24 protein-coding genes are annotated in these 22,409 nt (G+C 57.3%); 9 read left to right on the plus strand and 15 right to left on the minus strand.

What is annotated here, in order from left to right:
• Positions 1–3: 3 nt before the first annotated feature.
• From GJR98_RS15705 to GJR98_RS15750, 10 genes are all read right to left on the minus strand, one after another.
• Entirely contained in the window at positions 4–1,092 is a 1,089-nt protein-coding gene (locus GJR98_RS15705) for a LeuA family protein (RefSeq protein ID WP_151139671.1), read from the minus strand.
• Positions 1,093–2,331, minus strand: coding sequence for a CaiB/BaiF CoA transferase family protein (locus GJR98_RS15710; RefSeq protein ID WP_151139672.1), 1,239 nt, complete (start codon positions 2,329–2,331; stop codon positions 1,093–1,095).
• Entirely contained in the window at positions 2,331–3,476 is a 1,146-nt protein-coding gene (locus GJR98_RS15715) for an ABC transporter ATP-binding protein (protein WP_151139673.1), read from the minus strand. The genes GJR98_RS15710 and GJR98_RS15715 overlap by 1 nt, the downstream gene beginning before the upstream one ends.
• Complete coding sequence (locus tag GJR98_RS15720; protein ID WP_151139674.1) at positions 3,476–4,348, minus strand: carbohydrate ABC transporter permease; 873 nt, start codon at positions 4,346–4,348, stop codon at positions 3,476–3,478. Before GJR98_RS15720 ends, GJR98_RS15715 begins: the two co-directional genes overlap by 1 nt.
• A 1-nt stretch (position 4,349) precedes the next feature.
• Positions 4,350–5,279, minus strand: a complete 930-nt coding sequence (locus GJR98_RS15725; RefSeq protein ID WP_151139675.1) for a carbohydrate ABC transporter permease — start codon at positions 5,277–5,279, stop codon at positions 4,350–4,352.
• Positions 5,276–6,610: an ABC transporter substrate-binding protein gene (locus GJR98_RS15730; protein ID WP_151139676.1), complete on the minus strand. Its 1,335-nt coding sequence runs from the start codon at positions 6,608–6,610 to the stop codon at positions 5,276–5,278. Before GJR98_RS15730 ends, GJR98_RS15725 begins: the two co-directional genes overlap by 4 nt.
• A 157-nt stretch (positions 6,611–6,767) precedes the next feature.
• A complete protein-coding gene (locus GJR98_RS15735; protein WP_151139677.1) occupies positions 6,768–7,400 on the minus strand; it encodes a helix-turn-helix domain-containing protein in 633 nt (210 codons plus the stop codon).
• A 1,858-nt stretch (positions 7,401–9,258) separates the two neighbouring features.
• Positions 9,259–9,720, minus strand: a complete 462-nt coding sequence (locus GJR98_RS15740) for a hypothetical protein (protein ID WP_151139678.1) — start codon at positions 9,718–9,720, stop codon at positions 9,259–9,261.
• Between the two features lie 263 nt (positions 9,721–9,983).
• Positions 9,984–10,346 (minus strand): DUF7344 domain-containing protein, encoded by a 363-nt coding sequence (locus GJR98_RS15745; protein ID WP_449271771.1) that lies wholly within the window; start codon positions 10,344–10,346, stop codon positions 9,984–9,986.
• 68 nt (positions 10,347–10,414) lie between these two features.
• Positions 10,415–11,071: a helix-turn-helix domain-containing protein gene (locus GJR98_RS15750; RefSeq protein WP_151139680.1), complete on the minus strand. Its 657-nt coding sequence runs from the start codon at positions 11,069–11,071 to the stop codon at positions 10,415–10,417.
• 272 nt (positions 11,072–11,343) lie between these two features.
• Between GJR98_RS15750 and GJR98_RS15755 the strand changes: the two genes are divergently transcribed.
• Complete coding sequence (locus tag GJR98_RS15755; protein WP_151139681.1) at positions 11,344–12,219, plus strand: NAD-dependent epimerase/dehydratase family protein; 876 nt, start codon at positions 11,344–11,346, stop codon at positions 12,217–12,219.
• A 97-nt stretch (positions 12,220–12,316) separates the two neighbouring features.
• Here GJR98_RS15755 and GJR98_RS15760 read toward each other — a convergent pair whose 3' ends face one another.
• A complete protein-coding gene (locus GJR98_RS15760; RefSeq protein WP_151139682.1) occupies positions 12,317–13,609 on the minus strand; it encodes an amidase in 1,293 nt (430 codons plus the stop codon).
• A gap of 802 nt (positions 13,610–14,411) precedes the next feature.
• Between GJR98_RS15760 and GJR98_RS15765 the strand changes: the two genes are divergently transcribed.
• Positions 14,412–15,488 (plus strand): 2,3-butanediol dehydrogenase, encoded by a 1,077-nt coding sequence (locus GJR98_RS15765; RefSeq protein WP_151139683.1) that lies wholly within the window; start codon positions 14,412–14,414, stop codon positions 15,486–15,488.
• Positions 15,489–15,619: 131 nt separating this feature from the next.
• Here GJR98_RS15765 and GJR98_RS15770 read toward each other — a convergent pair whose 3' ends face one another.
• A complete protein-coding gene (locus GJR98_RS15770; protein WP_151139684.1) occupies positions 15,620–16,672 on the minus strand; it encodes a pyridoxal-phosphate-dependent aminotransferase family protein in 1,053 nt (350 codons plus the stop codon).
• A gap of 98 nt (positions 16,673–16,770) precedes the next feature.
• Here GJR98_RS15770 and GJR98_RS15775 point away from each other — a divergent pair, with 98 nt between their 5' ends.
• Complete coding sequence (locus tag GJR98_RS15775; RefSeq protein WP_151139685.1) at positions 16,771–17,748, plus strand: AIR synthase family protein; 978 nt, start codon at positions 16,771–16,773, stop codon at positions 17,746–17,748.
• Between the two features lie 9 nt (positions 17,749–17,757).
• Here GJR98_RS15775 and GJR98_RS15780 read toward each other — a convergent pair whose 3' ends face one another.
• From GJR98_RS15780 to GJR98_RS15790, 3 genes are all read right to left on the minus strand, one after another.
• Positions 17,758–18,129 (minus strand): hypothetical protein, encoded by a 372-nt coding sequence (locus GJR98_RS15780; RefSeq protein ID WP_151139686.1) that lies wholly within the window; start codon positions 18,127–18,129, stop codon positions 17,758–17,760.
• A 105-nt stretch (positions 18,130–18,234) separates the two neighbouring features.
• Positions 18,235–19,164, minus strand: a complete 930-nt coding sequence (locus tag GJR98_RS15785; protein ID WP_151139687.1) for a formate/nitrite transporter family protein — start codon at positions 19,162–19,164, stop codon at positions 18,235–18,237.
• Positions 19,161–19,484, minus strand: coding sequence for a hypothetical protein (locus GJR98_RS15790; RefSeq protein ID WP_151139688.1), 324 nt, complete (start codon positions 19,482–19,484; stop codon positions 19,161–19,163). The genes GJR98_RS15785 and GJR98_RS15790 overlap by 4 nt, the downstream gene beginning before the upstream one ends.
• Positions 19,485–19,699: 215 nt before the next feature.
• Between GJR98_RS15790 and GJR98_RS15795 the strand changes: the two genes are divergently transcribed.
• From GJR98_RS15795 to GJR98_RS15820, 6 genes are all read left to right on the plus strand, one after another.
• Positions 19,700–20,290, plus strand: a complete 591-nt coding sequence (locus tag GJR98_RS15795) for a Na+/H+ antiporter subunit E (protein WP_191965511.1) — start codon at positions 19,700–19,702, stop codon at positions 20,288–20,290.
• Positions 20,287–20,568, plus strand: a complete 282-nt coding sequence (locus GJR98_RS15800) for a monovalent cation/H+ antiporter complex subunit F (RefSeq protein WP_151139690.1) — start codon at positions 20,287–20,289, stop codon at positions 20,566–20,568. Before GJR98_RS15795 ends, GJR98_RS15800 begins: the two co-directional genes overlap by 4 nt.
• Positions 20,565–20,924 (plus strand): monovalent cation/H(+) antiporter subunit G, encoded by a 360-nt coding sequence (gene mnhG / locus GJR98_RS15805; protein ID WP_151139691.1) that lies wholly within the window; start codon positions 20,565–20,567, stop codon positions 20,922–20,924. Before GJR98_RS15800 ends, mnhG begins: the two co-directional genes overlap by 4 nt.
• A 1-nt stretch (position 20,925) precedes the next feature.
• Positions 20,926–21,618: a hydrogen gas-evolving membrane-bound hydrogenase subunit E gene (mbhE, locus tag GJR98_RS17735; protein ID WP_225316444.1), complete on the plus strand. Its 693-nt coding sequence runs from the start codon at positions 20,926–20,928 to the stop codon at positions 21,616–21,618.
• Positions 21,615–22,058, plus strand: coding sequence for an MnhB domain-containing protein (locus tag GJR98_RS15815; RefSeq protein WP_151139692.1), 444 nt, complete (start codon positions 21,615–21,617; stop codon positions 22,056–22,058). The genes mbhE and GJR98_RS15815 overlap by 4 nt, the downstream gene beginning before the upstream one ends.
• The coding region (locus tag GJR98_RS15820) for a cation:proton antiporter subunit C (RefSeq protein WP_151139693.1) at positions 22,051–22,409 on the plus strand (359 nt) is incomplete at its 3' end. The genes GJR98_RS15815 and GJR98_RS15820, both read left to right, overlap by 8 nt.

A 22,409-nucleotide genomic window follows, 5' to 3' on the forward strand; every position in this document is an offset into this window, starting at 1 on the left:
ACCTCAGAGTCTCTGTGCGATGTCGAGTGCTTCTTCCGTCGGAACCGGTTCGTCGAGATTGTGGAGCTCCTCGAGAAGGCGGTCTACACTGTTGTCTGTTGGATCGATACCGGCTCGGATTAATAATCGTCGGGCAGCACCGGCACCACTCTGGTGACCAAAGTATAGCGTGCGCGACCCACCGAACATCGATGGGTCGAACGGCTCGAACGTCGAAGGGTCGTCGAGCATCGCTGCAGTGTGAAGGCCAGACTCGTGAGAGAACACGTCCTCACCAAGAATCGATTTCTCTCCCGGAACGGATTCGTCGAGTGAATCCAAGACATCGTTCGCTCGAGGGATGAGAGTTGACTGGTCGATAGCGGGTGGGCTCACAGCATCGCTCGTCGCGATCGAGACAACGAACTCTTCGAGAGGGACGTTCCCCGCCCGCTCACCGATACCAGCTACTGAGACGTCTACCTTCTGAACTCCCTGTGTCACTGCTGTGAGCGCGTTCGCGGTAGCGACACCGAGGTCGTCGTGGAAATGGACGCCCAGTTGGGAAGGGTCAGTCGTGAGTTCGTCAAGGTATGAAGAGACCTCGAACGGTGTTTTGGCGCCAACGGTATCTGCAATCGTGAGGTACTCCGCAGTTATCGAATTAAACAAGCGGTCGAGGACGCCCGGGTCGGTCCTGAACCCATCCATGGCTGTGAAGTGGACTTCGAGTCCAGTCTCACGGGCGGTGTCTACTGTTTCACCGACGAGCGACCGAAGTTCATCCTCGTCTTTGCCCAGCAGTTCTGTTCGTTGCCGTTCGCTCGTCGGTGCGAAGACATCGATGACGTCGACACCTGCGTCGACAGCAGCATCGATATCTCGTGGTACAGCACGAGCGATGCCCGTAAGTTTCGTATCCACCGCAACGGCATTGCAGACATCGTCTGTCTGTGGTCCCGCAATCGGGAATCCCACTTGAACGTACTCTACGCCGAGTCTGTCGAGAGCACGGACAGCTTCGGCCTTCTGCTCGGTGGCGTACGAGCACCCAGGTCGCTGTTCTCCCTCACGGCACGTCACATCGAGTAAGACCGGGCGATTCTCAGCCATTCACACCCCACCTTCGCGCCGAAGGTTGTCGATATCAGACTCGTCGTAGCCAATCGACGAGAGGATTGCCTCCGTGTGTTCACCAAGTTTTGGTGGGCCGCTCGATTTGAGACGGTCGAACCCGCTCGAAACGACCGGGAAACGGGGAACGTTGACCGAACGGGTTGTCCCTTCTGCCGTACTGACTTCGGTGAAGAAGTCTGTCGCCTGGAGGTGTGGGTCATCCACCACTTCGTCCATCGAATTGACCTTCGCGACGGGGACACCTGCTTCTCGGAGCGATGCAACGAGGTCGGCGGACGTGTACGACCGACACTCTGCTTTCAGGATGTCCATGAGTTCGTCGAGGTTTTCTCGTCTATCGACGAGTGTCTCGAATCGGTCGTCGGTGTGAAGGTCGAGGTTCAGTGCGTTGCACAGGGCTTCCCACTGTTGTTCACCGGATGGACCGATGAAAACCCACTCATCGTCACCAGTCTTGAACACGTCGTACGGTGCCCAGTTCGGATGCGATGCGCCCATTGGGCCAGGGATATCGTCGTAGGCCTCGGTGTACGCGAGCCAATAGCCCATCAGCGAAACCGTCGATTCGAACAGCGGTGCTGTCACCTTCGACCCGACACCAGTCTTATTTCGGCGATACAGTGCTCCGAGAACGGCAATTGCGCCGTAGAGCGACGCTGCCATATCAGCGATACTCGTCCCAGAGCGAACTGGTGGCATGCCTTCGTGACCGGTGACGCTCATCATCCCCGAAAGTGCCTCAGCGATTGGGTCGAGCGCAGGATACGACTCGTATGGCCCCGGATTGAATCCCTTAATTGAGCAGTAGACGAGTCCAGGATACGTTTGCTTGAGGCTTTCGTACCCGATTCCGAGGCGCTCTGCGGTCCCCGGTGCATAGTTCTCGACGATGACGTCCGTCTCTTCGAGCAGGTCAAAGAACGCCTCCAACGCTGCGTCTGATTTGAGATTGAGTGTGAGGCTGCGTTTGTCTCGGTTGACGTAATTGAACGAACTGTTTCCGACGGGTGATGAACCACGGATGAGGTCACCACCGTTCGGGTGTTCGACTTTGATGACGTCTGCACCAAGGTCGGCGAGAATCATCGAACAGAATGGTCCGGCGATGATGTGCCCAAGTTCGAGCACTCGAACTCCATCGAGCGGGAGATTTTGTGCTGCCGTATCCGTCGTCTCAGACGAAGATTGGGCCGTTTCTTCGTCGACACCACTCATTAGACGACTCCTCCCGTCGACCGAGAGACTGACGTGTCATCGGCATGCTCTGTCCCGAAGAGAATCGTCTTTCCGTCGTCACCAAAGACAAACGCATCTGAGATGTCGAACGAGACGTTGAGTTGGTCACCAGCAGCGACGTCGTCGACTGCGTCGCTAACGACGTCGAAGTTGGTTCCGTCGGCAAGTCGACCGTGGACAACGGACTCTGTCCCGAGCGTCTCGATGACTTCGACATCGACTGTGAGCGTACACGGACCCGACGTTCCAACGTCGAGATACTGGGGTCGAATACCTAGTCTGACGTAACTCGAGGCAGGGGTGTCGACACTCGCAGGGAGTGGAACCGTCATTCCGGGCCCCTCGAGCGAGGTCACACCGTCTTGCTGGGTGACTGTACATTCGACGACGTTCGTCGATGGCATGCCGATGAACTGTGCAACGTACTCTGAGTTGGGGTAGTCGAACAACCGTTTGGGTGGGTCGACTTGTGCAAGTTCACCTTCTCGAAGGAGGACGACTTGGTCGCTCATCGTCATCGCTTCGGTCTGGTCGTGCGTGACGTAGACGACCGTCGTGTCGAGTTCTTGATGGAGTCGCTGAATTTCAACGCGAAGGTCGGATTTGAGTTTCGCGTCGAGGTCTGACATCGGCTCGTCTAAGAGGAGTACGTCTGGATCTTGCACAAACGCACCGCCGAGCGCAACACGCTGTTGCTGACCGCCAGAGAGTTCTGATGGCATCTTCTCCAGTTGCTGTTCGATTTGGAGGACCTCTGCTGCCTCATCAATTCGCTCGTCGCGCTCGGATTTGGGAACGCCGTGTATCTTCAGGCCGTATCCGATGTTCTCGCGGACGGACATATGCGGATAGAGCGCGATTGACTGGAACACCATCGACACGTTGCGTTCTTGTGGCGGGAGGTCGGTCACATCCTCCTCACCGAAAGACACAGTGCCGGATGTCGGCGTCTCCAACCCTGCTAACATGCGGAGTGTCGTCGTCTTACCACAACCCGATGGCCCGACGAAGGTGGTAAACGAGCCTTCAGGGATGTCGAGCGAGAGGTCGTCAACGGCGACGTGAGTGTTTCCGAGGGTGCGAAACTCCTTTCTGACGGTGTCTAAGTGAATGCTAGTTGCCATTATTCGAGGCCTCCAACGCTGAAGCCTTGGAGGAGATATCGTTGCAGGAACAATGCGATGAGGAACGGCGGGAGAGCGATAAGAAGCGAGACGGCCATCGTCTCACCCCAGCCGATGCTGACGCGGTCTAAGAACAGCGACGCACCGACGGTGATTGTGTACATCTCATCTCGACTCATCACGACGCGGGCCATGGTGAAGTCGTTCCACGCGACAGCAAACGCGAAGATTGCAGCGGAGATGTACCCTGGGCGAGCGACGGGCAAGACGACGTCCTTGACCGTGCGCCATCTGCTCGCGCCACGAACCCAGGCAGACTCTTCGAGTGCGATAGGGACTGTCTGGAAATACTGCCACATCAGCCAGATGCAGAATGGGGCAGAGATCGCAGTCAATGCGAGTGTAAGCGCGAAGTGACTGTTGAGAAGTCCGAGCGTCGAGAACACGACGTACAGCGGAATCGCGAGCACAATTGGGCTGAACATGTACGAGAACAGCACCGCCCGTGCTGCGATTGATTTTCCAGTGAAGTCGAATCGAGTTAATCCATAGCCTGCGGCAACTGCGATCGAGGTCGACAGGATTGTCGACCCGAGTGTGACGATGAGACTATTGACGAAGTATCGGACTGTGTCGGTCGTCCCTAATAGCACGACGAAGTTACGGAGCGATGGCTGTGTCGGCAGCAGGTTCACCCGTCCACCGGCGAACGTCGACGCAGGTGACTGAATTGCGATAACCACCATAATGTACACTGGAATGATGGTGAATACCGAGATGAGCAGTGCCGTCAGGTAGACGGCGATTCGCTGGAGTCGCTTCTGGGTCTCGTGCGAGACGAGGCTGTTGGATTTTGATTTCGATGTTGCCATGTTATGCGACCTCCTTTTCGGGGGCGAACGCGCGGAAGTAGACCACTGCAACGACCGCGAGGAGGAAGAACATGATTCCGGCGAGGGCTGTCGCCATACCGAAGTTAACCTCACTGAACGCGATTTGGTAGACGCGAATCGGGAGTGTGGTCGTCTGTTTGAGTGGGCCTCCGTGGGTCGATAGGTAGATGATGTCGAACTTGTTGAACATCCAGATCCCTCGAACGAGGAGGATGATTAAGATCGCTCCACGGAGATGTGGGAACGTGATGTCGCGAAACGCTTGCCACGTGGTTGCCCCTTCGACTCGTGCCCGTTCATAGAGGTCAGGGTCGATTGCTTGCAGTCGAGCGAGCAAGATGAAAAACGCGAAACTCGCGAACTTCCAGACACTCGTGATGACGACGGCAGGCATCGCAAACTCGAGCGTCGAAAAGAACGCGATGGGTTTGTCGATTAGACCTGCTTCGACGAGGAACTGGTTCAGAATCCCGATGTTTGGATCCAAGATGAACTTCCACATGAAGATGACAACGAGCGTGGGTAGCAGGTATGGGAAGATCATCAACGTCCGCAGCGCGTCGCCACCACGGATGCGCTGGTTGATGACGAGCGCAAGTCCGAGCCCAATGACGAGACTCAGGGCCGTTGTCGAGACTGCGTAAACGATGCTGTTCCAGAGGAAGCCCCAGAACTCGCCGCTCCCGAGAAGCGAGATGTAGTTCCCGAGGCCGACGAACTCTGGGTTTCGAACCGGCGACGTGAACAGGCTCATCCCCAGCGCGTAAACGATTGGGATCACCCACACGACGAGGAAGAAGACGAGCATCGGGACGAAACACGCCGCTAGTAGGAGTGTCGTGCCGTCGAGTTCATGCTCACGAAGCGCACGTTGGGCTGCTGCCACCCGTGATTTGAGCGCCGTACTCATTGCAGTCCGCGAAGTTGCTCGGCCAACCAATCGACGGTCTCTTCGGGTGTGAGTCCGCCCACGAGAAGTTGGTCTGCCGCCTGTCCGAAGAGTTGTTCACCGTACGCGTCAGCCGCAACGATGTTTGGAGCACCGTCGTCACCGGTGGCAAGAACGGTCGTGAACGCGTCCCAGTTGTTTCGGACAAGCTCGATCACTTCTGGGTACTGCTGGATGACCTCGTTTTCGGTCACTTCGGGTGCGTCGAGTTGCTCTCTCGTCGGCGGGAACTGGAACAATGGTGCCGACAGGACGAAGTCGTAGAATCGAGACGACTGCGTGAAGAAGTCGACGAACGCCTGTGCACCTTCAGTGTTCTGTCCATCGTTTCGAACGAGGTGGCCTTCCATGTATGCCCACCACTTGTCTTGGTCGCCACCTTCTGGCACCGGGAACCCCATAGGACTGAGTTTTTCCACGAGGTCCGGTCGGTTCCCCTCGATCGTCAAGATTGGAAGCCCACCAACACTGGCTATGGCTGCGGCGTTTTCCTGCTGAAGGGCTCCAATAGCATCTCCCCATCCCCATCCAGAGCCGTTTGGAGAATGCTCTGCCATCGCCTGTACCCACTCGAACGTCTCGATTGCAGCCTCTCGATTTCCGTCGCCGTCGAGTGTAACCTCGATTCCATCGGACGGACCACTGTAGATATCGACATCGTTCTGCCAGAGATACTGCGTCATCTGGGTGTCTGCGTTGTTCGTCTGTCCAGACTGGATGACGTACCCCTCCATCGACTCGTTCGAAGACACATCACCCGCAGCCTCAACCCATTCACTCCACGAAGACGGTCGCTCAGTGTAGATGTCGTTTCGGTACCATGCCATCAGTGGCTCGACCATTGCGGCTGCGAAATACGAATCGCCACCGACGTTAACCGGATCTGGAAGGTCGTTATCCTGGACTGCACTCGTGACAGGAGCGAGGACTCCGTCTCGTTGGAGCCGGTATGCGTCTGTCGAGGTGTCGAACAGAAGGTCCGGGGGGTTGCCTGCTGCGACCATCTTCTGCATCTCTGCGTCGGATGAGGTACCCTTCGCTGTGTAAATCATCTCGACTGTGTATCCGGTCTCTTCTTCGAATTCGGCGATGATTTCGTCCATGACCTCCTTGGAGTCACCGCGGTCCGTCAGGTATCGAATCGGTTTGTTCGAACCACCAGAATCTCCCCCACCGAGGCAGCCTGCTGTTGCAACTGCTGCAGCACTCCCAACAGCCGTTAGGAATCCACGACGCGACGACCCTCGACCCTTCTCCGTCCGACCACCTTGCGATTGTTTCTCATCGTTCATGGTAATTGCGAACACATCTACTCTCCTATTGGTGACGGCAATGGTGCCTACCCCTGTTGGCTCTTTAAATAGAGATTACATACTCACTCAAGGTATATGCAGAATTTAAGGAATATAGGTAATCTGTGCAGACAAATCGTGTCGCACCCAGTGGTTTCTAACTGGGATTCGTCGGAGTGGAAGCGTCAGCTAGCGCATCTGTGAGCAGTTTCTTTTCGGCTCTTCGGAGGTGTTCTAACACCGTTGGACGGCTTAAATCAAATTCAGCGGCGATCATCTCGACACTGATTCCTCGTGGCCAATCGTAGTACCCCTGCTCAAGCGCATAGCCCACGACTTCTGCCTGCCGCTTCGAGAGTCGTGTTGATGGCCCAGAGAACGGCTTCAATTTCCGAAGTTCGACAGACCCGAGAGACCGAAGGCCGTTGATAATGGCTTTGAGGTCCGCCCGCCGAAAGACGACGACGTCGAAGACACGTGTTCTCCCGTAGAACTGGCTCATCTTCTGGAGCATGCCGTGATTCTCACGAATTATCGGAAGCGCGCCAGACGAACGTTTCGTAATCAGTAATTGGTCGTCCCCAACACGTTCGACGTCGCGCACGACGTCACTTGCATTCAACGTCTCTGCCATCTCGTTACGCTCTGCTCCAGCGTCTATGACGAACCGAATATCTGTCTCCCCGAGAACCTCGCAGTTTGTCACGACGAATGGTTCATTAGCGTGTTCACTCACGTGGGAGAGGATGTAGTCCTCGTCTAGTTCCAATACAATTGTGGCTCGAAGCACTGTTCTATTGACCCCCCTGTGTGATATCTCGGTTGGGAAGTTCGCGTTGGACCACGATTACCGGTTCAGTATGTTTACTCTATAATAGGCGTATCTCTTGGGACTACTCCTGACACGGCAGGCGATGGTACTTGGGCGATGGCAAAGCCAGTTTGTGCCACCTTGGACAGCCATGGTTGGGTGAGTCAACACGCCCTCATCGTCGCCACGAAGAGCATACAAATACCCTCTCATCGTGGGGGTAAACGTTGATCTCAACGTAAGGTACCCTCGTTCCCTTCGAAGTGGCTTGTCTACAACCTCGGACAACCGGACTACAGTCGGATGACGACCGATACACCCGTGACAAAATTCGGTACTATTCTACACCCCTGAAATCGTGGAGATATCATATCTCAACCCCTACACCCTTGGTCTACGGGGGTGTACACCCATGCCGGTTCCCCGCAAGGGTGTACTCGGTTGCAACTGCTCGGGGGTGTACGCGAGTCCCATTTGAGCACTCGTTTTCCATTGACAATCGATTCGATTTGCTCGAAAACAGCCCAGAGAACACTCCAATGTGCAGAACTCCACATGTTGATCCACAATTGAGATGCCTGTTGGGGGGTTCAATACGGCGAACTCACGGCCAGAAGATATTGCTAATACCCAGTACACCCTGCCGTTAGTGGGGTGTATCGGCCGATTAGGAATGCTACTGAGAGCCGGTTGAGGGCGGTTTGACGACTACTCACAGTACTTGTTCGACAACCCGGCTTTTTCGTGTTATCAATCGCTCACATACCTCTCGAGTCTGTTCTCGACATGATGTTGGTGTTGGCAGAGCCACGTCCAGGTTGTGTGGTACTCAGCAGAGTTCGAATATCTCAGTTTACGCCGTTAATATCGCACAGATGTTGCGGGAGATTCCACGGGTGTACAGAACGGATTCGAACGGTGATAGGACAGGTTCGACTGGTTTCAAGGAAAGAACCTCAACAGAGACGAGAAACCTGACCAGTCCTGATTAACCTACAGGCTCTGTTGAAATCTCTCAGGTTTTGACAGAAATCGCGTGCTGAATAGAGAGGGTGTGTTCCGCAAACGGATGTTGTTTGTTTCACAACCCCAACGGCGAAACACCAGTGAGGTAGGTGTGCGAACCTATCGGTCGGTGACTGAACACATTCCGTCGTAGTGTCGGTCACAGCCGTTTCCGAGAGATATCCCAAGGTCGCCCTCTCCATGATACATCGCATCTGCAGTTACACAGTCGACGTCCGAGTTCCATGACGCAGCAAATTCGGTGAGGGACTCTTCAACCCAATCGTTGTCGTCAACTCGGGCGAGAACGGTGTAGTCACCCGACTTACTCCCCCAAGTACACTCGGCGACCGCTCCGTGGACGTGATTGTCCTCTTTTGGTTGGATTACATGAGTCGAATCGTGGACTTGTGTGTCGCCTCGTTCTACTCGTAGTTCGAATTGATGCACGTCGCTATCGAGATTGTGAGCCCCGAACCAACCGAGTTGAACCGACTCGTCGAGTCGGTCAGTGACCGTCGTGAGACATCCTGCACTAAGCGTAGCTGTCGCACCGAGGGAGGCAAGGAGGGCACGTCGACGCATACGACTCTGGTGTAACTTCGGGGACAAAAAAATTCGGAAGACAGCCACAGTAGCGTTCGGTAGTGCTTCTATTCCAAACATCGATACCGGCAGAGTCGAGTGACCGACTCGCGCCCTGTATGCAGCAAGGCCACAGAAACCTACCTGAGGACTGTCAGAAGCGACGTGCAACACTCAGAGAGTGAGTTCAGCAAGCGAAGGTCTCGACCTTGGTTACAGATAGCGAATAGTTCCCTGATTTTCCCCTCTACTCTACCGTTGTCAGTCGGGGTTCGTCGTAGAAATTCACAGAGAGTCTGTAAAATCCGGTGTAGGTGACTGTGTATTCGATGTAAGGCTTGTCATGGACTTCTTTTGTTCTGAGATTTAACACGTCGTCCAGCGTCAGAGCGACCTGTTCACCGTCTGCCGATGTAACTCGAATCCCGTACCGTGCTTTTTCATCCATCCACGGTTCTTCAACCACCTTTGAGGAGTCGCCGTCGTCAGCGTCTAGCGCACTGAGTGAAACGGTTGTTTCGTATATCGGTTCAGTTCCATCCAGTATCTCTACTGTGAACTCAATTGCTTCGTCTACGGCGTTGTCTGTGAAGATACCGTCTAGTTGGTATTTGACGAAGGGTTCTTCCAACTTTTCGAAGGTGTTACACCCAGCAAAAGATGATATCCCGGCTACGGAAGCAGTTCCAAGGAAGGCGCGGCGGTTCATATTGTTCGGTATTGTCTACTGAGTGTGAATTTTTCCATCGCCTGACCGACTTGCGCCTTGTATTCAGCACGGCTCGTTCTAACTACTCAGCTTCTGTCAGGAAGCCGCGACCGACTCAGAGGATATTCAACAATTCTCTATCAGTTGAATTGACCACTCTGCACTGAATCGGCCACGTTGAACGACTGTGTCTTGTTCGTCGTCTTCGTTTTCTCGATGGAACGACCTCATGCTGAGCCAGAATGGAGAGCAGTTGGTCGGCACTATAGTTCCATTGGTGTATTGAGTGAGGGGTCGGCACCGAGGATCGTAGACAGGGTTGGTTGCACCTGTTCGAGTTGTTCGGTTGGTTCCACGAACTGTCGCTCTGGATCATAGTTTATGACCCCTCCCGAGGCCAACTTTGGGAGGTGGATGTGATGTAACGAGAGGCGAACCTTTGTTATCACGTCCTCAGGCGCCTCAGTACTGGTCGCCTGATGATTGTACTTGTGGACGGTCTCAGCGAGGTCATCCAGCGTCAACGACCGCTGTTCTTCTGTGAGCACCGCAAGCACGATTCGACGATATTGGTGTTGACACAGGCCAAGTACCGAGTCGAAGGCAATCGGGTGCTCAGTCATCATGCCGAGTGAAGGTCCCGGTCTGACTTCACAATAGGGTTTTAGTATACAAAACGTTTTTAACCGATTGGTCAGGGTTGGACTGTGATGGCGGAGAGCGTATTCCCGAGGACATGCTTGATTCCGCGTCGGAGGCGGGAGGCGACAGCCTGCTGTGAGATACCGAGTTCCTCGCCGAGCTCTGCCATCGTGACCTCCCGCGGAGACTCGAAGTAGCCACGCTCGTAGGCGAGGACTAGTGCCTCTAGCTGGGTGTCAGTAAGGACGGATTCAGTCGCCGTCTCAACCGGTGTGAGCGCGTGCAACGCCGTCAGCGTGATAGGAATGTCCAGTTCTCGACAGCGTCGTTGAAAGTCTGCGATGTCGCTTTGTTGGTCGCCGCGAATCTCGAACGTCCATTGCTGTTTTGTGCCAATGGCCTCGATGAGCGGCACCTCTATCTCCGTCAATATGGTTAGCACGTCTTCGTACTCCAACGTCCACTCAACGCGTAACAGGTACTCGTCGTCAACAGAGTCAACGAGACGAATATCCTTCACGCCCGGGTGTTCGGTGAATGCACTCTCGATGTCGTTGACTTCGGTTCCCCGTACCCAGAAGTAGGGAATCACCACGTCCCGAGCGGGGATAATTCGTTCCAGCTCGACTGTCACGTTCGGCAGTTGATTGAACACTGTCCCTAAGGGGAACTGGTCTGACGGAATCGTAAACGTAGCCTCGGTAGCCATCGTATGTTCCGTGGACTTCCAACTGTAAAGATTTGCCACTGAACAACTACTATTCTCGTGGTTCCTCTGTGTCCAAAGTGTTCGAATGACCGACTCGCGCCCTGCGTTCAGCACGGTCTCAGAACCCGATCACTGATTGAGGAGTACAATAACGCGAATCTACATTTTTACACTCCACGGCGCCAGTTTCCACACCGATTACAACTCACGGATTGTCTGCTCACCTCGGGTGAGTCCGCGAGTGTTATCACTCGTCTCCCAAACCCTCCACCATGAAGATTGCAGTCACGGGCGGCCGTGGTCAAACCGGGCGCTGGGTCGTCGACCGACTCGTCGAAGACCACACCGTTACGTGCTTCGACCGGGACCACCCCGGGAATGATGGGCACCCAGAAGTCGACTATCGAGCGGTGGACCTCACAGACCAAGGCAGTGTCTTCGACGTCCTCACCGACCTCGAACCGGACGCTGTCGTCCACTGGGCCGCGATACCCGCCGCCGGAATCAGACCTGGTGTAGACACCTACCGAAACAACACACTGGCAGCACACAGTGTTCTGACCGCTGCCGGTCGTATCGGGGCGCGTGTCGTACAGGCCTCCTCGGACGGGGCGTACGGGTTCTTCTTCGCCGACGAGACACCAGTTCCGGACGAACTCCCAATCAGCGAGTCTCACGCACTCCGCCCAGAAGACGACTACGGGCTCTCGAAAATCGTGACCGAAGAGATTGGCAAGACGATTGCACGACGCGACGATGTCTCAGTGGCGTCAATCCGGCCATCGTGGATTCAGATCCCAGGTGAGTACCCGTGCCGAGACGACGAGTACACGTCGAACCTCGCTGCTGGTGCTGGAAACTACTGGTCGTACGTAGACGTGCGAGATGTTGCCGATATGGTCGAAGCCGCACTCACGAGCGACCTGACCGGGCACGAAGCGTTCAACTGCGTCGCCCCGGACAACGCACTCGGTCGCCCGCTCCGTGAACTGATGACTGAGTTCTACGGGACTGTCCCGGAGAACTGCGCTGTCGAGGGTGACGCGTCGGCGTACGATACCACAAAAGCCAGCAAACTCCTCGACTGGGAGCCGACACGGTCGTGGCGAACTGCCGCGACCGAGACCGTCCCGACACCACAGGTCTGACCTCGCCGCCATTGCGTCGGGGATTTTCCGGTCTCACCGAAACAGTTCACGTCAGCGGTCGGGATTCGAAGTGGAGGCTGTCAAAATTGGGAGAGAGTTACGTGAGCGCCGAAGCCAATGCGTGTGACCAATCGAGAAGTCGCTCGTCAGCGCCAAACGGCGCTGCACACTGAACGCCGAGTGGGAGCCCATCCGCGGACGTGGTACCGGGGAGTGCGATAGTTGGAAGTCCAGAGTGTGTCCACGGGAGATTCATCACAGGGTCACCAGTCGAATCGATTCCCGTTGGCGCAGGACCCGGTGCCGAGGGAGCAATCCAGAGGTCGACCCCAGCGTCGTTCATCGCTGTTTCGAAGCGTTCGCGCAGCTCGAGCCTGCTCTGGCGACCACGTGCGAGCGCTTTCGTTGGAATCGTTCGACCCTCCTCGATGAGTTTCCGTGTCGTCTCTGAGTACTCGTCACCATACGCTTCGTACCACGCTTCGTGTGCAAGCGCCAGTTCGGCGGCGTTCAGCCGTTCGTGACGCTCGTTTATCGACTCGATGTCCTCGAGGATTGGGACATCGACCACGTCGAAGCCAGCGTCTCGAAGCAGTTCGAGGTGTGTTTCGAAGCCCTGGCGGCCCTCGTCACTGGCCTGGTCGAGATACGCCCCTTCAGGGACGCCAAGAACTGGTTTTTCACGCTGAGAGGGTAACTGACGCCAGTTATCACAGAGACACGCTGCTGCGAGTTCGGCGCCCTCAGTATCCTGCGTAAAGAATCCGACGTGGTCGACTGACTCTGAGAATGGAATGACACCAGAGATTGGAATACGGCCATAACTTGGTTTGTATCCGACGACGCCACAGAACGCTGCAGGCCTGATGACAGACCCAACTGTCTGTGTCCCGAATGCGAACGGACAGAGTCCCGCTGCAACTGCAGCAGCGGAACCACTGCTCGACCCACCGGGTGTGTGCGCTGTGTCGTGTGGGTTTCGAGTTGGTCCCGGTTCGAAGTACGCAAACTCCGTCGTGACCGTCTTGCCGAGTACGAGTGCTCCGGCGTCTCGCATGCGCTGGACTGCTTCGCCCTGTTGGCCGGTCAAGACATCGGGCGGGAGTGCCGACCCCGCATGAGTCGGCAGTCCATCGACGTGGAATATATCCTTCACACCGATTGGGACGCCGTACAATGGTGGTCGGTCTGCAGGGTTCGGAAATCGCGCTTCGAGTTCGTCTGCATCACTCAGGACCCGTTCCCAGCGTCCGTCTTCCGGGACGAACGACTCGATCTGGGGTTCCAACTCGTCGAACCGTTTCCTGAGTCTCTCGACGTAGTCTGCGACAGTTAGTTGGCCATATCTGAGCTCAGTAATTGCGTTTCCAAGGGGTTCGGAGTATACCATAATCAGTCACTGTTTCCTCGGTATTCGAGCCACGTGGTAGTGACAATTTCGGCGTGTTGGATATCGAGGACGGGCTCTGGAGGAACACACCGAACTCTGAGTCAGGTTCTTCCGGGGTCTATCGAGTCACGAACGGGCACTTCCCAACGTAGCCTCTGTGACAGCTGTCTTCGCGAATAAAGATATCGAGGCTGTATCCATCGACGTACCGGGAGAAGTTGTTGTTGTTCACATACTCAGCATCTGCAACGACACAATCCGCCTCTCTTGCTTCGTTCGGTGTGACGGACCGCGCTACCCAGTCACCACCATCGACTCGGACACCCAATTCGTACTGGCCGGGGGTACTTCCCCAAGTGCAGTCTGCAACCGCACCATGGTTGAGACACCCGTCCCTCCCGCGAACGTCGTGAGATGAGTAGTGTACCTCTGACCCGTCTCGCTCCACCCGCAGGTCGAATTGGTGTGGGTCGGTGTCGGTGTTGTGTACGCCAAACCACCCGAGTCTGGTCGTCGGTCGAGAGACTCTTTGACAGATGAGAGGCATCCGGCAGTGAAGGACGCTGCCGTCGCGCCGAGCGAGGCGAGGAGGGACCACCGATTCATGCGCGTACCCTCTCAGAGCGAGCCTAAATGAGTATAGATATCACTCACACAGATATTCGAACTCGTCACGTCGTATCAGAAGCCCTCGCAATATTGTCAACTCAATGTTGGTTATTTATTGACAGATATTTCACCGCTGGAGAGAATGAGAATTGCACTGTACACTTAACACAGTGTCAATCGTCTAGTGGTTGCTATGAGAGCAGCGTTATACCACGACCGAAAAGATATCCGTGTCGAAGAGATCGACGAAGGGACCGTCGGCGATGGACAAGTACGAGTCGACGTCGACTCGTGTGGAATCTGTGGCTCCGACCTCCACGAGTACACAGCCGGTCCGATTTTCGTGCCCGTTGGCGACCCGCACCCACTGTCCCAGGAGACAGCACCCATCCGGATGGGCCACGAGTTCAGTGGAACTGTCTCGGAGGTCGGTGACTCGGTTACCAGCGTCAGCGTGGGCGATGCAGTCGCCATCAATCCCATTCTGAGCTGTGGTGAGTGCCGACAGTGCCGCGAGGGGAACTACCACATCTGCGATTCGATCGGGTTCCTCGGACTCTCCGGAGGAAATGGTGGATTTGCAGAGAGCGTCGTCGTCGATGAGGTACACGCCGTCCCGCTGGGTGACGACGTGCCACTCGAATACGGTGCGTTAGTCGAGCCACTGGCCGTTGGATTGCACGCAGTCCGCCGGTCTGGGTTACAGGCGGGTGACTCAGTTGCAGTCTTCGGTAGCGGTCCAATTGGATTGTCAGTGATTCAGTGTGCCCGAGCAGCAGGTGCAGGGACAATCTACGTGTCTGAACCACGAAAGGCACGTCGCGAACGCGCCGCCGACTGTGGCGCTGACGAACTAATCGACCCGACGACGACGGATGCGGTCGAGTACATCACGTCTGCTGCCGATGGCGGTGCAGACGTGACGTTCGAAGTTGCAGGCGTCGAAGCGTCGTTGAACGACGCGATTCAGAGTACGAGACCCAGTGGAACGACGACTGTCGTGAGCATCTGGGAAGAGGAAGTGAGCACCCACCCGAACAATCTGGTGCTGGGCGAACGAACGGTTACCGGCACGCTCGCGTATCTCGGTGGACCACGCTCTGACGAAGAGTACGGGATGGTGATAGAGATGCTCGCAAACGGTCGACTCGACCCCGACCCGTTCATCACCGGTCGAATCGGTCTCGAAGAAATCGTCGACAACGGATTCGAGCAACTCCTCAACCCGGAGAGTGACCACGTCAAGATTCTCGTCAAACCGAACGAGTAGTCTGGGTCAGCAGACGCTGGGGCTGAGAGTGTCGAACTCACGCTTCAGCCCACTTTCGTGTGGCTTCTTCGAATGAGAGTGAAGCAGTCTGAAAACCGAAACGATGACTCCGGTACGTCGGACGTGGCTTTCTACGACTCTAGAACGGTTGCCAACGCATCCATCACGTGGTCGACTTTCTCGACTTTAGCATTGTAACCCATGTGACCCACACGGAGGATATCGTCGGCGAGGTCAGCAAGGCCAGTCGAGAGGACGATGTCGTGGTCTTCCTCGAGTTCTTGCTGGACCGCCTTCGCCTCACCGGGCATGTGGAATGCAGTCACCGTGGGTGAACTTCGTTCGACGTCGGGGTACAGGTCAAGACCCAACGCCGAACCGCGTTCACGGCAGTGCGCAGCGGCCGTCTCGTGGCGTTCGTAGACCGAGTCGATTCCCTCTTCGAGAAGCATCGACAGTGACTCGTCGAGCGCAGCGACGTTGGCCACGAGATGCGTGTACGGGAACATCTCACTCGTGTCACGCCACGGGAGGAGGTTCGTGTAGAGTGAGTTCGGGTCACGCTCTTCGGCAACCTCCCAGGCACGGTCGCTGACGGCGACAGTCGTCAGTCCCGGGGGTGAGCTGAACGCCTTCTGTGAAGCACCCAGATTGATGTCGATGTGTTCGCTCGGGACGGGTGTCCCACCGAGTGAGGAGACGGCGTCGACGACTGTCAGTACGTCGTGGTCGTGGAGGAGTTCGAGCACCGGTGCGATGTCGTTGAGCGTCCCCGTTGGTGTCTCACAGTGAACCATCGTTGCGACCTTGTAGTCGCCCTCGTCGAGTGCGGCTTCGACACTGTCTACGTCGAGTGAGTCGGTGTAGTCGGCACCGATGAGCGTCGGCTCGCCGCCGTAGTTTTCTACGAAGTCGGCGAAGCCGTCGCCGTAGAGGCCGTTCGAGATGCAGAGCACGTCGTCCCCTGGCGCGACTGTCGAAGCGATGGCGGCTTCGAGGCCGAGAATTCCCTCGCCACCCATGACGATTACGTCGTCGTCGGTGTCGTAGACGCGCTGGAGTTTCGAACAGACGTCGGCGTACATGTCGAAGAACGCTTGTTCGACGTCTGGGTTCGGCATCGGGTCGCTCAGGCGGTCACGGACCCGTGACGGAACTGCCGTCGGGCCGGGTGTCATTTGCATAGGAGTCCGTTTCGAGGGAAACGATTTATCCGTAGGGGATTCGGTGGCAGTCGCTTCAGAACGGGAAGACACAAAAGCCACTCCACACAGTTGAGCACATGAGCAAACTCTCGCCCGCGGACCTCGACCGCTACATCTTCTCGCGGACGGGTGCGGCCAACGACGACCTGCTCGTCGGCGCAGGGTACGGCGAGGACGCCGCTGCCGTCGCGACCGACGAAGGAACGATGGTCGTCAGTACCGACCCCATCTCACTCGCCGCCGAACGCATCGGAACACTCGGCGTCGCAATTGCGAGCAACGACGTCGCCACCTGTGGCGGTATCCCCAAGTGGCTCGTGAGCACCATCCTCATGCCCGAGCCTGACGTCGACCTCCTCGACGACATCACCGCCCAGCTCGACGCTGAAGCGAGACGGTTAGGAATCACCATCGTTGGCGGTCACACCGAAACCGTCGCTGGCCTCTCGCGACCACTGCTCTCACTCACCTGTATGGGGCCAACCGACCGGTACATCCCAACCTCGGGCGCTGAACCCGGTGACGCCGTGATTCTCACGAAAGGCGCGGGTATCGAAGGGACTGCCGTCCTCGCAACCGACTTCAGCGACGACCTCGACGAGGCCGGCGTCGATTCTGAGATGGTCGACCGTGCGACGGATTTCTTCGAGGACATCAGTGTCCTCCCAGAGTCCGCCGTCCTCGGCCCGGTCGCAACTGCGATGCACGACCCGACCGAAGGTGGCGTTCTCAACGGACTCGTCGAACTCGCCTGCGCCTCAGGCGTTCGCATCGACGTCGAGAGAACCGATGTACCGATACGTCCCGAGACACGCACGCTTTGTGACGCGATGGGTGTGGACCCACTTCGGGTTCTCGGGTCGGGTGCGCTGCTCGCAACGGTTCCCGCCGACGAAGCCGAAGAGATACTGGCGGCACTCGACGCAGAGGATATCGACGCGACGGTCGTCGCGACAGTCGACGAAGTGGCAGACGAAGACGACGCAGGTGTCGTCTACGATGGACAGTTCTACACGGGCGGCGTTCGCGACGACATGTACGACCTCTGGGAGTGATTCTGCCGTTCAGTACCCCGCTTCAGTTGGACTAAAATCGAGAAGACCGACCTCACCGAGGGTCAACGCGTCTGGTTGGAAGCGCCCTCGTGGCGGGTAGTAGCCCGACGCTTCCAACACTGCACTGACGACAGCCTGTTGCTCGGCACGGATATCCATCACCGATTCGACCGAGTCGATGCCGTGGGACGCACAGTAGACGCCCTCTATCTCCCAGCTAAAGTCCTCGTAACACGACAGTGCAACCGTCACGCGATCACCTGACACCAGCGTGGTATCAGGACACTGGCGACACCCAACCGTTGCTGTCCCAAAATCTTGCGTGACGTAGAGGCTCTCGACGACGAGGCCAGTGAACTGTTCGACGAGGTCGCATTGCATGGTGGTGTGTTCTCCTACCGTGTCTGTGGGACTGAGAAGAGATATATCAGCGTAGTTGTGTGGATTGCTGGGCTCTCGTCCGAAGTCTGACCCACGGACCGTATGTTACCGTGGCTTACTGATGCGCTGTCTGAACAGCCAGTCGGAGAGGTCGAGGCGGCGACGTGGGCCTTCCCCGTCTGGGAAGCGATTCTCGGTTTGACCGTAGTTGATGAGGGTGACGAGGAACACGCCACCAATCGTGTTTCCGAGCAGAACCGGAACGGCAAACTCCCATAGCCCGGTCGTGAGCGCGACGTTTCCCGTAAACACGAGGTAGAACACGTCGGCAGAGCTCACGACGATGTGGTAGAGCCCGGATGCTGGAATCGCGTAGATGACGAGATAGATGAGCACCACCCGAGAGATGGAGTCCCGAACGGCGTGTTCGAGCCAGACGAGACCAGCGACGAGCCACCCCGCGAACATCGCTTTGAACACGAGGTCCCACCACGGCGTCTCGATACCCTGAATTCCGATTCCAACAGCTGCGTCGGCAGCGGCGGGTGAGAACACGCCCGTCGAGGCGAGGACGAACGTCCCGATGAGCGCACCAGTGAGGTTCCCAGCGAGCACACTCACCCACACTCGGAGCAACGACGGAATGCTCGCGACGCGAGTCAACACGAGCGTCACCGGGGTCAGCGTGTTTTCTGTGTAGAGCTGGTAGCGACCCATGATGATGTAGACGAATCCGAGCGGGTAGAGAAGGGGTGCGAGGAGTCCGGTCGCATCGTTCGGGAACGCTGCTCTCCCGGTCGCGTACAGGAAGAACGTGAGCGTAATCGCGAACCCCGCAGCGAGACCACTCAGATACAGCTTGAGCGTTTCAGACTCGACTTCTTCGTCCGCCGTCGCGACGACGCGCTGGAAGATTTCGTCTGTCGAAAACCGGTCACCGACTGCCTCACCGGCAGCAGGCGCGCCACTCCGTGCTCGGTCGGGTCGTGTCCCACCGTCGGTGCCGTTCGCCGACTGCTGCGGAGGAAGACTCATCCACTGCCCTCCCGGTTGACCGATTCTGCGCTCGTCACCGTCTCCGATTCGACTGCCTCACGCTCGGTCGTCAGTTCATCGTGTCGCGCCCACGCGTACTGCGCGAGTCGGTAGAGGATGTAGCTGAACAGCGCGAACGCGACGAGTTCGACGACGTACAACTCCACGAGTTCGAGCGGGGTGAGTTGTTCGACGATAGCACTTTGGGTCGCACTCAGGACGGCGAAGGCGAGTATCAGTGTCACCGCGGGCATCGTCACGAGAGTGAGACCGAAGGCGAGTGCCCAGACCCGGTCGTCTTCGATTCGTTTTCCTACCATGAGTTCACCCCACCGGACCGGGTAGGTGGCGTTTCGTGGCGTTGATGGGTAGACGGTCGGTCGTATCCATAGCCGTACTCTGTTCCCGAGTGAGCATAAACTAGTACTATTTTTTACCGGTATGGTAATATACTGCCGAGATAGTACCAATATGTGATTGAAATGGAGGTGTACGTTCGGTATCTGGTCGAAAACTGCAGGAAGGGTGGCAGGCCGTGAGTTCGCTCTTCCAGCCCACTGCACCGAGTGGACTCGGGAACGCAGCTATCGGCTCCCGAATCGCGACAGCACTCGTCGCATTCGCCTTCTACATCTTTCTCGGCGACCCAACAGATTGGTTCGATATAGTGACCGGTGCCATCAGTGCTGTTGTCGTCGCCATCGTCATGGGACGCGTCGTCTTCGAGCGACCACCGACAGTCCAAACGCTAGGAACGATTGCTCGCGCACTGGTGTTCCTTCCCTACTTGCTGTTCGCAGTCGTGCGGGCAAATCTCTCACTCGCTGCCGTGCTTTTGGACCCACGGCTCCCAATCGACCCGACCGTCGTCCGTCTTCCCGCACCGGAGGGACGGCTCGCGACGGCCCTCTTGGCGAACAGCATCACACTGACACCGGGAACGCTCACCGTCGACATCGACGGTGACTCCCTCGTCGTCCACACACTTACTCACGAGACTCGTGAGGAACTCCTCACAGGCGAACTCGTACGTGCTGTCAACTTCGTCGTCGGCCACGGCACTGTAGAGGCAGAGAACGCAGCCCTCGACGTCTCTCCCTCACAGACGCAGGAGCGGGCGCGATGACGTCTGTCCTTCTTTCGAACGGGTTGCTCGTCGGCGCAGCAGCCCTCGGGCTCGTGAGTATCGCCCTCCTCTGGCGTGTCGTCGTTGGTCCGACGACTGCGGACCGCGTCATCGCCGTGAACGTCATCGGGACGAGCGTCGTCGTTATCATCGCACTGCTCGGTGTGGCCCTTGGAGAGGTCGGGTTCCTCGACGTCGCACTCGTCTACGGACTGTTGAACTTCCTCCTCTCGCTTGGCCTCGCACGGCTCTCTCTCGATGGCGGTGAGACGCGGTGACGCCCTTCGACGTGTTCGTCCTCACACTCGTCGCAGGGAGCGTCGCGTTCTCTCTCATCACGCTCGTCGGGTTCGTCCGACTTCCGGATGTGTTCGCCCGAGCACACGCCGCATCGAAGGCAGAGACGTTGGGTGCATTGTTGGGGCTTGGCGCTGCAGCACTCGCGCTCGACGATGGACAGGCGACCCTCAAGGTGGGTGTTCTCGCACTGTTCGTCCTCGTGACAGGGCCGACTGCCGCCCACGCAATCGTTCGCGCTGCGGTGCGTTCGGGTGAGAAACCGTGGTCTCGGACTGATTCATCCAGCGAAAAGACGAGAGCATCCACCCACACCGCAACGGGAGGTGAGAAGTGAGATGACCACTGAGTTAATCGCCACCGTACTCCTCTCGCTCGTCGTCGTTGCCGCAGTCGTTGCTGCACTCGCACGGGGTATTCTCACGACTCTCGCGGCGTTCGGAGCCTACAGCCTCGGCCTGTCCGTCGTGTGGCTCGTCTTCCGTGCCCCCGACGTTGCACTCACCGAAGCTGCCGTCGGCGCGGGTGTGACGACTGCGCTGTTCCTCGTCGTCGTCGCTCGAACCGTTGGGTTTGGTCCAACCCTATCTCCTTCGCAACCCATAGGCGGGGAGAATTATTCAGATAATTACAGTGATGCAAACGACGTAGATTCCCGAGTTGCGGTCGATACTTCGGAGACTGCAACTGGCGCACGTGATTCGAGTGGTCCACGAAACCTGACCCGTGGAGCGACAGTGGTGTCTCGAGTCAGGAATGTCGGACGTCTATCGGTTGTGGTGGCGGGCATCGTAACCGGTGGGTTACTCCTGACGGTTCCCGCCCTCCCCGTCGTCGGAGCAGCGGACACTCCCGGTTTCGGGGCGGTGACTGAGTACTATCTTGCCGACTCTGCCGCACGTGACATCGACAACGTCGTTACCGCGATTCTCGTCGTCTACCGTGGGTTCGACACGTTCGGTGAAATCGCGGTGGTGTTCACCGCAGTCGTCGCTGTTGTCGCGGTCCTGCGACAGGGAGGAGCGGAATGACGAACCGGACGGCGACGACGATGACGACGGACAGTCCAGTCGTGACGGTGACTGTCCGATTCATCGCGACGTTCGTTCTAACGTTCGCTCTGTTTACCCTGTTTCACGGCACGTCGTCTGTCGGTGGCGGATTCCAGGGCGGAGTCATCGCTGCGGCCGCCGTCATCATCCTCGCCTTCGGAGTCGGGATTGAGAAGACCACCGCGTGGCTCTCACCGCGCTGGCTTCTCATACTCGTCGCTGCGGGCCCCCTCGCGTTCGTACTGGTCGCGTTTAGTGGCATCCTCGCGGGCGGGTCGTTCCTCCAGTTCGACGTGCTTCCCATCCCCAAACCTTCAGTCTACGCGACGGAGTTCATCGAACTCGGGATCGGAGCGACTGTCGCTGGTGTCGTCATCAGCCTGTTCGTCCGCCTATCCGGGGGTGTCGACAATGACTGACCTCGTCATGATATTTAGCTCTCGGGTCGCATACGTCGCGTTCGTTCTACTGGTCGGCGTCGGTGTGTTCGTCCTCGTCGACTCCGACAACCTCCTGAAGAAGGTCGTCGGGCTGAATCTCTTCCAGACGGGCGTGTTCTTGTTTTTCATCACGAGTGCGTACCGTAGCGATGGGAGTGCGCCACTCCTTTCGGGAACTGGTCCGGTAGTCAACCCCCTCCCACACGTCCTCATCCTGACGGCCATCGTCGTCGGTGTGAGTGTCACGGCGGTCGCGCTGGCGCTCCTCGTCCGGGTGTACAACGAGTACGAAACCCTCGACGAGAGCGTTCTCGAGGAGGCTCACCAGTC

The organism is Haloferax marinisediminis (genome assembly GCF_009674585.1).
GTDB lineage: Archaea > Halobacteriota > Halobacteria > Halobacteriales > Haloferacaceae > Haloferax > Haloferax marinisediminis.